This window comes from Fischerella sp. JS2 (assembly GCF_032393985.1).
Lineage (GTDB): Bacteria > Cyanobacteriota > Cyanobacteriia > Cyanobacteriales > Nostocaceae > Fischerella.
Genome location: NZ_CP135918.1, coordinates 30,656 through 43,272, shown reverse-complemented (window position 1 = coordinate 43,272; position 12,617 = coordinate 30,656). Strand labels below are relative to the sequence as shown.

Genomic DNA, 12,617 nt, shown 5'->3' with positions numbered 1-12,617 from the left:
CTACTTTTTTTTATTTATTATCTCAGGTAATATATTGAATAAGCTTAACCAGCGGTGCAATAACCACTACCTACCATTTACCGAGCTAAATTTAAAGTTACGTAACAACTTAGGAAGCACAATCATATTAAGTAACCAATCTATGCTGTTTCAAAATTAATTGTGCTTTCCTTATTTTCTCGTGCAACTCACACATATTTGAACAACACTTTTCTTCGTGTCTTTGTGTTTTTGTGGTGAAAAAAGAAATTTTATTGAACCACTAAGGCATTAAAAGATGATTTATAAAGTAAACCTTGAATTGTAGTAGCGTGACCAGACTAAAATAGTGCAATAAATCTCTTCTTCTACCTCTGTGTTCTCTGTACCTGGTGCGGTTTATTAATGCACTATTTTAAGGCAGTCGCGCCACTACCAATTACCAATTACCTATTACCAGCCCACGCGACAGTATAAATATTCAAGCGAACATGATATTATGCCAAATCCTTGTGAGTAAAAGATTTGGCATTAGCACCAGTGTAATTGGCAGCAATATGACCATCACCTGTTAACTGGTACTTGTATGTAACTAATCCTTCTAAACCAACAGGCCCACGAGGTGGCATTTGTTGGGTGCTAATTCCGACTTCAGCACCGAAACCATAACGGAAACCATCTGCGAAGCGAGTAGAACAGTTGTGGTAAACTCCTGCGGCATTTACTAGTGCGAGGAAAGTTTCAGCCGCCTTTGCATCTTCAGTGACGATCGCATCGGTATGCTTAGAACCATAATCATTAATGTGAGCGATCGCTGCTTCTAAAGAATCTACAATTTTAATTGCCAAAATCAAATCGCTGTATTCAGTTTCCCAGTCTATTTTTGTGGCTAATGTGAGACTTGGTAGAATCTCGCGACTGCGTTCATCGCCTCTTAATTCTACATTTTGGGTTTGCAAAGCCTCAGCAATTTTTGGTAGAAAATCTGGGGCAATTTCAGCATGAATTAGTAAAGTTTCGATGGCATTACATGCAGCCGGATAGTGGGTTTTGGCATCAACAGTGATAGTGATTGCTTTGTTGAAATCAGCTGCTTTATCTATATAGAGATGACAGATGCCATCAGCATGTCCTAGTACGGGAATACGGGTATTTTCCTGCACAAACTGCACAAAAGCATTAGAACCTCGAGGAATAATTAAATCTACATACTTATCTAATTTTAAAAGTTCCAAAGTTTCTTCTCTTGTTGTCAGTAACTGTACCACATCTGGGTGAACAGCAGTTGTAGATAATCCCTGTTTAACTGCTTTGACAATGGCTTCACAAGAACGAATGGCTTCTTTACCACCTTTGAGAATCACACCATTCCCGGACTTGATTGCCAAAGCTACAATTTGAATTGCCGCTTCTGGACGCGCTTCAAAAATCACACCCAAAACACCTAAAGGACAAGTGATGCGTTTGAGAATTAAACCTGTATCAAGTTCGCGGTGAATTTGCACTGCACCCACAGGATCAGCTAGTTTGCCGACATCTGTTACTCCTGCGATCGCATCTTTTAACTTATACTCATCTAACTGCAAGCGTTTATAAAGTGGTTTTGCTATACCTTCAGCAGCAGCAGTTTGACAATCAGCAACATTCGCTTGCAAAACTTCATCTTTTGCTGATTCTAAAGCTTGAGCGATCGCTTCGAGCGCTTGATTTTTTGCCTCCGTTGATAAAACTGAAAGCTTGAGTGCTGCCAAGCGTGTTTTTTTCGCTATTGCAACTAGGTTTGATGAGTTATCACCAGAAATATTCATGCCACACAACAACCTAAATCTTATGCCGTTTTCCAATCGTATCAACTCATGGGAGGGGAAAAGCACAAACTGAAATCCGCTAGCTATCAAATTATTAAAAATGGAAACACCATCTACTGAGTAAAAATCAATGAGTTAGATCACTAACATTATGTGAGTTTTTGGATCAGTATAAATCACTTACTTGCTTGATAATTAATGTATATAGTCTCAAAGAACAAAAGCCTAAAAAAGGTTGCACAGCATCTTCTATCTCAGGCAGTCCAAGAATCTCTCTTAGCTGAACTTGGATGAGTAACAAAGAGCTTATACCAAACCATTGGCTGGATCAAAAAGCGTTATTTGTTGATCATTAGGGTGTATTCACTTTTTATCTCAAAGCAGATGCAGTGTGATTAGCTTCCTTTGACCAAAACTTCATTGCCTTCCACCTTAGCTGTGTAGGTAGAAAGAGGTTTTTCTGCTGGGCCATTTGTCACTTTGCCATCACTGGCATATTTAGAACCATGACAGGGACATACAAAGGAACTTTGGTCTTGATTCCATCCCACAACACAACCTTTATGGGTGCAAGTAGGGTTAACGGCAATTATCTTGCTAGTGTTACTGGGATCTTTAATGACCAACACCTTACCAACAGCAGTTTCCTCCCTGAAGAGTTGACCGTTTTTGTCTAAATCTGCTACTGTGCCAACTACTTGAAAACCATCAGCACGCACAGGAGTGTTAGTCGATTGGGATTTGGTTTGAGAAGAACAAGCTGCAATGACTACAGGTAGAGAACTAGCCAAACTCCCCACACCTACCCAAGCGATAAATTCACGACGATTCATAAGCTGTTTCTACAATTCGGAAAATTGAGCTAAATCCAGTTTATGGTTAATTGCTGTAGCTTTTTATGTTAATAGCATGTAAAAAAATCAGAACTTATATAAATAACATCACACCATTTCCTGTATACAGAGCAGCGTATTAATAGATTACTTAGCGTCTAAAGATATTACCAAAGCCTATGCTATAGCCAACAACGTCCGTGCTAGTATTGTGTGGGTCAATTGCTACCACGTCTTTGGCACTGCTGCACCCTGCGGCGGCCTCAGTGAGTATTGTCTAGAACATTACACTGAAGTCAAGACAATCACAATTAAGTTGTAAGTGGTCAATTGTCCATAGTCCATAGTCAATAGTTGTTAATTAATTTCCTTGTCTCCCCACACCCCCCATACTCCACCCTACGGGAAGCCTATGAGCGCACGGCAGATGACGCCACGTGCTTTATGCCGGGAGAAGAGTCCACCGCACTGCCTCGTCTACACACTCCCCGACCTCCCTGGTTCTCCTTGTCTCCTATCCCCTATCCCTTTTTATTTGTGCCTTCGCCTCCTGCCAAAGTGCTTCTAATTCTTCGAGAGTGTAATCAGACAGGGGGCGATCAGCAAATCCTTCTATTTTTTGGAAGCGCTGAATAAAACGTTGATTTGTTCCTTGTAAAGCTTCACTGGGATTGAGATTATACCAACGGGCAAGCTGGAGAATAGAAAATAATAAATCCCCTAATTCAGCTTGTTGTCGTTCTGGTGTTTCGTGAGCTAAAGCTTCCTGAAACTCTTGCAATTCTTCGTGGAATTTGTCCCATACTCCATCAATATTTTCCCACTCAAACCCAATAGCAGCAGCTTTTTGAGAAATTTTCATCGTCGCCATTAAGGGTGGAAGCTTACGGGCATAACTACTGAGTTTTGTACTCAGTTTTTGATTTTCTGGAGATGGTTCTCCCTTTTCTGTTGCTTTGATTTGTTCCCAATTTTGCCGCACTTCATCTACGCTTTGCACCAACACATCCCCAAAAACATGAGGATGACGCCGAATTAGCTTTTGGGAAATACCTTGTGCTACTTCTTGTAAAGAAAATTGCCCATATTCCTTGGCGATTTGTGCTTGCAGGACAACTTGTAACAACAAATCCCCTAATTCTTCAGCGATCGCTTCTTTATCCCCACTGTTAATCGCATCTATCACCTCATAAGCTTCTTCAATGACATACGGTGTCAATGTTTCGGGAGTTTGCGCTAAATCCCAGGGACAACCACCATCAGGCGATCGCAACTTTGCCACCACATCTATTAATTCTTGTAACGCTGCCAAAGTATCAGCATCAGATTGTGTTTGATTCTTTTTTTGAAGATTAGACATAATAGGTAATCGGTAATTGGTAATTGACGCCTAATGTGAATTAAAGAGGTTGAGATTGGAAAGTGAGAACATTAATGCAAACGTCGGCGAAGCAAAAAACGTAGTGTGTCAGATGCAATCTTGGCAGCAATATGTACACAAAAACCATCAACGGTTTTGTTGAGTAGGCGGTCGGGATTACGGGCAGCGTTTCCGGCAAAGTCACTATATCGCTTGTCACGCTTGAGTCCTAATACTGGTAATGGTTTAGTGTCAACAATGAAATATTTTTCACTTTCCCCAAGCAATTGCTCTACCCAACTGCGACGTAATTTTTCTAACATTCCATCTCATTTGCGTAACCGACGATGAAATTGAGTTTGGTCAAGTAAATTTGGAAACCATTCTTTGTAATTACCTCGGATAAAACCCAGAAACTGTGTTTCTCCTGGAAATGGTAGATAATCCATGACTAGTGCCAGTGTCATGATTTCACTTTCGCTCATACTTGCTTTCACTCCTGGCTTTAGGAGAGTTGTATTTTTTACTTGCTTTTCATAGCAATCATCTACTACAAAGATTGTCGTTAATAGTGTTCCAAAGTCTATGCTAGTCATGGGGGGAGTCTGAAGTGAAAAGCTGGTAACTTTCATCTTCTTACTTCTCCCACCTTTTTTTCTAATTCACATTAGGCATAACTGATAACTGATAACTGATAACTGAATTTTTCTAATTCCCCTGCAAAGGTGCATCCAAAACTTTCTTGATGCGATCGCGTGTCTCTAGTAAATGTGCTTTGGTATATTCATCACCACCACGAACGTTATCTAGTTTTTCAGATAGCTGTTTCAGTTTATACCAAGCTAGAGTCCGAGCATCTTCTGGAACTTCTTGTTTTCGCAAGACCATTTCATTGAGAGTTTCCACGTATCGGCGCTGTAAGCCTCGACGTAAGCTAGAAATCTCGATGGTTTTGCCTTGGGGTTTTAATACTTCTGTCCAAATACCATTTTGTAGAGTATCAAATAATTCAGGCAATGTCAGGGAATTTTCGGCTTTGTTTTTGAATTCCATGTCTTTGAGACGGGAGAGGCGATCGCCTGAAAGCAAATCCCACAACACCAAACTCTGCATGAACAGTACCAAGTCATGAATCGGATAGTCTAAGCGACCGATGCGGGGGCTACTACCCCAATGTCGCCAACGCGATGGCGCTAATTTGTTCAGTAAATCTGGTGAGAAGTTAAAAGCGTCTTCAGCGAAAATATACTTTTGCAAAAGCGCTAATGCTTGCCGTTGTTTTTCTACTGGCACTGCTTTAAACGGTAATTTTTGTTGTTTCTCACTAGGATGAACTCTGTAAAAAGACTGTCCACCAATGTATTTTGTCGCGTAGTAAATGTTTTGGAAATAATTTCCCAGTACTGTACCAAACTGTTCTCTCATATCGCTATAACTATCGCCATCCATAGGAGGGCGTTTGTTGAGGCGATCCCACATGATCCGGGCATTTTCCAATTGCCACCGAGAATAAAGCAAGACATTATTGCTGTTATCCCAAGCGTCGGCAGTGGGATCTAGGTCATACATATCTTCATCTGTGGCATAAGTCAATTCTGGCTGGTCAGATTTTTCGGCAATTTTATTCAAAAAGGGTTTCTCAGCTACGGGAGTTGTTGCTGGAAATTGGGTGTAGCCGTATTGAATTGCCCAATCATCATAAGGCCCCACCATCTGAGGAAAATAATCTCCTTGTTTTTGATCTTGGGGCGCAATGTTGGGTGGAATGTAGTCCATTACAGAGGAAACTAGGCCTCTATTACGGGTGATATCTGTATTGTTGAGTTGTTCTGGTGTCAGCATGGTACTACCACGGAAGTTGTGGCGTAACCCCAGAGTATGTCCGACTTCGTGAGCAATAATTAACCTTAAATATTGATGGATATAATTTTTTATCTGTTCACTGCTAGGAGGTGCTGGTTGCAGGAGTCTCATTGCTAGCGAACCAAAAGCAAATTGGTTAGCAGCTTCCATTCCATAACAAAGGTCATACTCTCCAGCTAGTTTCGATAAATGTTTGGCGAATAGCTTTCGCTTGGTTTGGTTTTTGTTCGCTTCTAAACCGTTGGCACAAAGCAAGCGATTTTGCATAAAGGCTGTGAGGGAAGTCCTGGTTTGTCGTTCGTTTTCGTTGGGTTGGATAATTTGGCGATATTCACTTTTGAGGGCGCGGATAAAACTAGCATCTACTAAAATGCTGGCGTTCAAAATTTCTCCGGTCAGGGGATTAACGCGGGAAGGCCCCATTGCAAAATATCCATCGATGGTGTTGATCCAGCGAATTGTGTTGTAACGAATGTCCGCAGGGTCCCATTTGGCGTTATCTGGCATTTGTTTGACTTGGATGGCATCTTTAAAACCAGCCGCCTCAAAGGCTTTGTTCCACATCAAGACACCTTCAGTAATGGCAGAGCGGTATTCTAGGGGAACGGCGTTATCTATCCAAAATACTATCGGTTTTTTGGGAGGAGAGATGGGGGCGTTAGGGTCTTGTTTTTCCAGATGCCAACGGTTGATGTAGCGGACAAAGGGTTCTTTACGCTCGTCGTTGGATAGGTCTTGGTAGGCGGTGATAAAATAGCCGATGCGATCATCTGCTAGCCGGGGTTGGTAATTATTATTTGGGAGTTGAGAAAGACTGTAGTGGACTCGCAAGGTAAAGCCACGGCTATCAGGTACGGTGATGAAATTTTGCGTTTCCTCACTGTCTTCTTCGTCGCTACTACTGCCAGAGAAATTCATCACCGACTCAATTTCGACATTTTGCGGGAAAACTTTGGCATTGCCAAAATAAGACTCATCGGCGCTTCCCGGTAATCCCAAACTGGAGGTTAATCCTGCTATATCTGTTAGTAGCAAATCACTGAGGTCGATCAAAATAGATTTGCGTTGGGGATGAATGCTTTTAATTTCTATGGAGTAGAGAACTGAATCACTAAAGGATCGGGCAAGCGATCGCGCCTGTGGATCTCCTTCACGGGTACGAAAATTGACATTGCGAACAACAAAATTTAATTTTTTATCTACCTGCTGGAAATAAAACAAGAAATCCTGCAAAGGCATACCACTGTAGATGCCAGCTTCACCAATCCCTGATTCTAAGGTTGCTGTGGCGAGAAAGTTTTTATTTAGTTGTTCTGGTTTGATCTCTAGATATATCTTATTTTCGTCTTTGTTGCGGTACAGAGTAAATAAACCTTGCTGCTTTTGAGTATCTTTGATGACTTCGTTAAAGTCTTCCAAATCATCTTTTTTTGATGGTTTGGAAGTAGAATCAGGTTTTTCGTCTGGCTTTTCTGGCTTATCCTTATGGGGCTTTTGTGAGTCTTTCGCTAGCAGTAAAAAAGGCTGCTGTCCAGTTTTTTTAGTATCTTGTACCCAAATAAAAGACTGGCGTTGGGATTTTTGATTGTTGATCACCCAAACTTTGGACAAGGGTAGACCAGAAGACAGGGGGACGGAAACATTAGGGAATACGGAGGCTGTTTCCCTCTTCTGCTTCCCTGCTTCTACAGCCAGTGTCTTGGCGTTAGCGATTACTATTCCTAAAAACAAAGTATGTAAAGCAACAACATAAAAAGTTAGTCTCTTCATCAGAAATGTCCCTGGCTGCGTTCATTATCTAATTTTTAATACTTGCAAGGCAAAGCTGCTGTGATTTAACTGTTGTTCTTACTATTGGCTGAGTGTCAAGGCATGTCAAAGATCTTCTCCCGTACAAACTTAGACTATTGGCAGATGAAACATATTTAACCGCCTGATATCAAGCAAAAAACTTTTATGTTAGCTGTCATTGACATTTTTTCGCTTTATTGCAATGTTTTACTGTAGTATTTTTGCTAACAACTATGTCTGTAGCAAACTGTACTTATTATTTTTAGATTTGACCAAATTAAAAATGCTGCGAGAATAGTGTCACAGCTCAATCAGATAGCTGGAGGTTAGTGAAAAACAAAAAACTTTTTAAGCAGACATTTTTGGGGAAATTGGAGGAGAAAGTTGAGTCATACCATTTTGGATTGGGACACTCTATCTGGTTATAGATTTTGTAAATCTATTGTCGCAATTATTTGTCAAATTGGTGTCAGACTTAAATCAACAAATGTATTAATTAATACATTTGTTGGAGAATCGACAACTGTTTAGCTGGAAAAACTCCTGTAAATCAAACTAAATCATCAGTTGGTGAGTAGTATTAACAGATACATATATGGCACTATTATATAAAGTCTGGAAGCGTTTGATAACTTATATTAGAAGAACAGAAGAACAAGAGATATCAAATCTAACGGGTCTTGAACTACAAGGGGTTTTCCCTTTAGTAAAAATTAATAATCATCAAAATAATTTAAGAGAATTGCTATCACCTGAACAATTGCAGCAAAGCTTGGAAGAATGGACAAAAAACAACGATTTATTGAATATTAAAATCAGCGATCGCCAATTAGATGAGAACATTTATGATTTATTAGGAAATACTGCATTAACAATTGAAGTTGTGCAAGCAGTAATGCAGAGGTTGGTTGCTAGTAATGATTTTCGACCTGTGCTGTTATTTCAGCGTTTAGAAGATTTTTATCGGCGTTGGTGTGAGGGGGTATTTATAGATGCAGCACCCAGTGAAAATTTACCCCAAAAAAAGATGTTGCAGTTGCAGGCGCAAAATATTGCGATCGGACTACGACAGGTAGACATCAATACAGGACTAAATGTGTTGATTTTACTATTGGAGTTGCATCGCTATGCCCAACAGCGAGATGACCTTAAAGCCCAAATAATTTTCTATCCTTCTGGTGAACGACATCAAGATAATTTTTTTACATCCCAACTCCTACGTGTCATAAATTATAGCGATGCGATCGAAATTGGTAATTTTTGTAGTGTTGTTGGGGAATTCCTCCAAAGCAATAACTTTAGTGGCGCTTATCTTGGGGACGCAAACCTAACTGGTGTTAACTTCAGCGCTGCTAACCTCACTAGTGCTTATCTTGGGGATGCAAACCTGACTGGTGTTAACTTCAGTGGTGCTAATCTTAGCACTGCTAACCTTGGTGATGCTAACCTCAGTGGTGCTAACTTAGCTGGTGCTAATCTCAGGTGTACTGATCTTAGCAGTACCAACCTCAGTGGTGCTAACCTGGCTGGTGCGGATCTTTACCGTGCCGACCTCAGTCACGCCGACCTCAGCAGTGCTAATCTCAGTGGTGCTGATCTTAGCCATGCTAACTTGACTAGTGGCAATCTTAGGGATGCAAAACTCAGCAGTAGCTATCTTAGTCACGCGATTCTCTTCGGTGCTAATCTTAGTGATGCGAACCTCAACGGTGCTAACCTCAGCTATGCCGACCTTTGCCGCGCCGACCTCAGCGGTACAGACCTCAATCATGCTGATCTTAAAGGCAGTAACCTCAGCGACACTATTCTCTTTAGCACAAACTTGAGAAATGCTATTCTCATCGCCGCCGATCTCAGCTACGCCAAACTAAACGGTGCTAAACTCAATGGTGCTAACCTCAGAAGTGCAATTCTTTTGGGTGCAGATCTAGGTGGTGTAGACCTCACTGATGTAATTCTCAACGAAGCTGATCTTAGTGGCGTGCTTCTCAACGAAGCTGATCTCAGTGGTGCAGACATCAGCGATGCTATTCTCTTTGGTACTGACCTTAGTTACGCCAACCTCAGCAGCGCTAACCTGAGTGGTAGTAATTTGAGTGGTGCAATTCTCAGTGGCGCAGACCTCAGTTATACAAACCTGAGTTATGCGATTTTAGGCGGCGCAGATCTTAGCGACGCCAACCTAGAAAAAATGACTTGGAATGAAAATTTAGAGTGGGAAGATGTACGTGGTTTAGATAAAACAGTAAATATGCCAGAAGCTTTAAAGCAGCAGTTGGGATTGGTCTAAATAGGAGGCAGAGGGCAGGAGGAAATAAAATTTTTTCAGGGGTTATGTTAACTAGATTATTTCTTTTTGGCAAAGAATCACAATTTAAAAGCCAAAGTAGCTTAACCTATGAAAAATGATTTCTCCTCAGTACTTTTGCGTATTTCAGATAGTTTATGATTTAGATATAGCATAGAAGAATTACTGTCTGTCACACCCAAATTTTTTAAAATCAATATCAAATAAGTATTAGCGAATTGGTATCTAAGCATTTCCCTAGTAAAAGAGCAAGAGAAATTTTTATCAACTATCCTAATGAATTTGTCATTCATCAAATTGATGAAAAATCTGAGTTATATGTAGCGCTATTTGAAATTGGTGACAGCCCAGAATTAGATAGTATTGAGACAGTACAAGAAAATAGTGTTTCTTCATGTTTAGTGTCTAATATTAAATCTCAGGCTGATTTAGAAGAGGCACTTAAACAGATTATCATCAATTTAACTATTAAATCTCCTGGAAGTTACATTGATATTAGGACTTTGGGTAGTAAGTTTAATCAGCAATAAGGTAAACCAGTTACTGAACAAATTAAAAGTTTACAGTTTAGTGGTGGTTTTATTAAATTTTTAAAGTCGAGTACAATTTTTGTACTCAAGCAGACAGAAAAAACATGGTAAGTAGCTGTTAGGTAAGTAAACATTAAATTGTAGTGGCGCGACACAGCTAAATTTTTGCATTAAACTAGGTTAGCTTGACACAAAGCAACCCAACTTATCCTGATGATGTTGAGTGTTGTAAACTTGACCCGACCTACTAGCGTAGTAAAGTTAAAATGATGCATTAATAAACTGCATGAAGCAAGAGACAACACAGAAATAGAAGAAGAGATTGATTGTATTCATTTACAAACTTAAATCTAATAAAGCATTTATACTTTCATTAGATAAATCGTATAGATATCTCACCTGTTTAATATTACTAAAATTGCGTTGAATAGATTTGCGGTAGGTTGGATCGTAGTGAATATGTAAAATATCTTTGATAAATACTTCCCACTTTTCAGCATCAATCAATTGATACCATTGTTGTATTTTTTCCCACCCATAACGGTATTTAAGTGTTTCCAATTTTAATTTTAAAATATCAGGATATTCTATGAAATGGGAATATTTTTGTAATAGAAATTTAATTCTGACAGTAATTGGTAGTTGAATTTCTATACAACAGGCTTGTTTCATTTTCTCCCACAAAGACTTGGGTAAATAAATTTTACCGATTTTTATACTTTCTGACTCTATCCAAATGGGTTGATTAGGATTAAAGCTTTGTAGTTGTTGTAAAAGTAATGATTCAAAGTACTTTTGTGAAGGCTGAGGTGAAAGTTTATCTTGCCATTCCTCACCTAATAGAGAACCACGATGTTGAGCTAAATTTTCTAAATCTAATACTTGAGCGCCCCGTTCACGCATTTGCTGTAAAATATGGGTTTTACCACTACCAGTAAAACCACACAGTATTTTGTAGGTAAATTTTTTGGGCAATTCTTCTATTTGCTGACGCACATAAGCACGATAAGTTTTGTAGCCGCCTTCAAGTAGTGTTACCCGCCAACCGATTTGGCTAAGTACCAAAGCCATACTTAAAGAACGCTGTCCACCGCGCCAGCAATATATTAAAGGATGATATTTCTTTTCTTTATTGGCAAAATGTTGAGTAATATGCTCAGAGAGATTTTTTGCTACCAAAGCTGCACCTAATTTCCTCGCTTGAAACGGGTTAATTTGTTTGTATGTTCTTCCTACTTCTACGCGTTCAGAATCATATAATACAGGTAAATTAATTGCGCCAGGAATGTGATCTTCAGTAAATTCTTGAGGAGAGCGAACGTCAATAATTTCACTGTAGGTTTCTGTCCAAGGTTGTTGAGTGTATGTAGGTAAAGGTGGCATGTGATTTCGATATTAGAAATAAATAATTGTTGGAAAACAAGGTTTATTTTCCTGATTTTATAAATGGGATCAGGCTCCTATCAACACCTTAGCGTAGCTATAGCATTCTTAAATCATTTGTGAGAGCTAAGATTCCCGACTTCTCCAATGAAGTCGGGGATGTGGGCTTTGGAATTTTCTCAAATTAGAAATAATAAACACTAAACACTCATCGAGTGGCATAGTAGTAAGGTGGGTAGTACCCACCCTACTATTTTTCAGGGGTATACAATCAAAATGACAGACTTCCGAGAACTCAGAGAATGGGAAAAAGCCCATGAGTTAACAGTTGCAGTCTATGAAGCTACACAGTCTTTCCCAGAAGAGGAATTACTGGGGTTAACACAACAAATACGTTTAGCCTGTTCTGCAATCCCCGTGAAAATAGCCCAGGGATGCAATCGCGAAGACAGAGAAGATCAAGTTAATTTTCTGGAAATGGCAATGGATGCAGCGATTGAGGTAGAGTATTATCTCTTGCTGTGTTATGAATTGGATATGCTTGATTCTACTGATTACGATCGCCTAGTCAGCAAGACAGTGGAAGCAAAAGAATTATTGGAATTGTTCATTGATAAGCTGAGCCATAGATAGTTAGTAGTTAGTGGTTAGTAGGGGCGAAGCATTTGTATGGGTATCTTGAATTAAAAACGAAATGTTTTCTTACGAATGCTTCGCCCGTACAGTGGTTAAAAACCAACTATTAACTACTATCTCCTAACC

10 protein-coding genes are annotated in these 12,617 nt (G+C 39.7%); 3 read left to right on the top strand and 7 right to left on the bottom strand.

Features of this window, described 5'->3' with window-relative positions; translation table 11 throughout:
• Positions 1-476 precede the first annotated feature (476 nt).
• The 6 genes from RS893_RS00175 to RS893_RS00150 all read right to left on the bottom strand — a co-directional run bounded on the left by RS893_RS00175 (position 477) and on the right by RS893_RS00150 (position 7,613).
• Positions 477-1,787 carry a glutamate-5-semialdehyde dehydrogenase gene (locus RS893_RS00175; protein WP_315789248.1) on the bottom strand — a complete coding sequence of 437 codons (1,311 nt, stop codon included), beginning with the start codon at positions 1,785-1,787 and terminating at the stop codon, positions 477-479.
• 395 nt (positions 1,788-2,182) lie between these two features.
• Positions 2,183-2,620, bottom strand: coding sequence for a ubiquinol-cytochrome c reductase iron-sulfur subunit (locus RS893_RS00170; RefSeq protein WP_315789247.1), 438 nt, complete (start codon positions 2,618-2,620; stop codon positions 2,183-2,185).
• Positions 2,621-3,134: 514 nt separating this feature from the next.
• A complete protein-coding gene (gene mazG / locus RS893_RS00165) occupies positions 3,135-3,980 on the bottom strand; it encodes a nucleoside triphosphate pyrophosphohydrolase (RefSeq protein WP_315789246.1) in 846 nt (281 codons plus the stop codon).
• Between the two features lie 71 nt (positions 3,981-4,051).
• Positions 4,052-4,303: a hypothetical protein gene (locus RS893_RS00160; RefSeq protein ID WP_315789245.1), complete on the bottom strand. Its 252-nt coding sequence runs from the start codon at positions 4,301-4,303 to the stop codon at positions 4,052-4,054.
• Positions 4,304-4,309: 6 nt separating this feature from the next.
• Complete coding sequence (locus RS893_RS00155) at positions 4,310-4,612, bottom strand: hypothetical protein (protein ID WP_315789244.1); 303 nt, start codon at positions 4,610-4,612, stop codon at positions 4,310-4,312.
• Positions 4,613-4,688: 76 nt separating this feature from the next.
• Complete coding sequence (locus RS893_RS00150; RefSeq protein ID WP_315789243.1) at positions 4,689-7,613, bottom strand: zinc-dependent metalloprotease; 2,925 nt, start codon at positions 7,611-7,613, stop codon at positions 4,689-4,691.
• Between the two features lie 616 nt (positions 7,614-8,229).
• Between RS893_RS00150 and RS893_RS00145 the strand changes: the two genes are divergently transcribed.
• Together RS893_RS00145 and RS893_RS00140 are read left to right on the top strand one after the other, a co-directional pair.
• The gene (locus RS893_RS00145) at positions 8,230-9,924 is read left to right on the top strand and encodes a pentapeptide repeat-containing protein (RefSeq protein ID WP_315789242.1); all 1,695 of its coding nucleotides are present in this window, start codon (positions 8,230-8,232) and stop codon (positions 9,922-9,924) included.
• A 236-nt stretch (positions 9,925-10,160) separates the two neighbouring features.
• A complete protein-coding gene (locus RS893_RS00140) occupies positions 10,161-10,472 on the top strand; it encodes a hypothetical protein (RefSeq protein ID WP_315789241.1) in 312 nt (103 codons plus the stop codon).
• A gap of 336 nt (positions 10,473-10,808) precedes the next feature.
• On the opposite strand, the gene mnmH is transcribed toward RS893_RS00140, so the two are convergent.
• Positions 10,809-11,855: a tRNA 2-selenouridine(34) synthase MnmH gene (mnmH, locus tag RS893_RS00135; RefSeq protein ID WP_315789240.1), complete on the bottom strand. Its 1,047-nt coding sequence runs from the start codon at positions 11,853-11,855 to the stop codon at positions 10,809-10,811.
• A gap of 276 nt (positions 11,856-12,131) precedes the next feature.
• Here mnmH and RS893_RS00130 point away from each other — a divergent pair, with 276 nt between their 5' ends.
• Entirely contained in the window at positions 12,132-12,488 is a 357-nt protein-coding gene (locus tag RS893_RS00130; RefSeq protein ID WP_315789239.1) for a four helix bundle protein, read from the top strand.
• Positions 12,489-12,617: the final 129 nt, after the last annotated feature.

What these genes read in the sequence shown, in the direction of transcription:
- RS893_RS00175 (WP_315789248.1), bottom strand. Translation starts at nt 1,787, where the DNA reads ATGAATATTTCTGGTGATAACTCATCAAACCTAGTTGCAATAGCGAAA.
- RS893_RS00170 (WP_315789247.1), bottom strand. Translation starts at nt 2,620, where the DNA reads ATGAATCGTCGTGAATTTATCGCTTGGGTAGGTGTGGGGAGTTTGGCT.
- mazG (WP_315789246.1), bottom strand. Translation starts at nt 3,980, where the DNA reads ATGTCTAATCTTCAAAAAAAGAATCAAACACAATCTGATGCTGATACT.
- RS893_RS00160 (WP_315789245.1), bottom strand. Translation starts at nt 4,303, where the DNA reads ATGTTAGAAAAATTACGTCGCAGTTGGGTAGAGCAATTGCTTGGGGAA.
- RS893_RS00155 (WP_315789244.1), bottom strand. Translation starts at nt 4,612, where the DNA reads ATGAAAGTTACCAGCTTTTCACTTCAGACTCCCCCCATGACTAGCATA.
- RS893_RS00150 (WP_315789243.1), bottom strand. Translation starts at nt 7,613, where the DNA reads ATGAAGAGACTAACTTTTTATGTTGTTGCTTTACATACTTTGTTTTTA.
- RS893_RS00145 (WP_315789242.1), top strand. Translation starts at nt 8,230, where the DNA reads ATGGCACTATTATATAAAGTCTGGAAGCGTTTGATAACTTATATTAGA.
- mnmH (WP_315789240.1), bottom strand. Translation starts at nt 11,855, where the DNA reads ATGCCACCTTTACCTACATACACTCAACAACCTTGGACAGAAACCTAC.
- RS893_RS00130 (WP_315789239.1), top strand. Translation starts at nt 12,132, where the DNA reads ATGACAGACTTCCGAGAACTCAGAGAATGGGAAAAAGCCCATGAGTTA.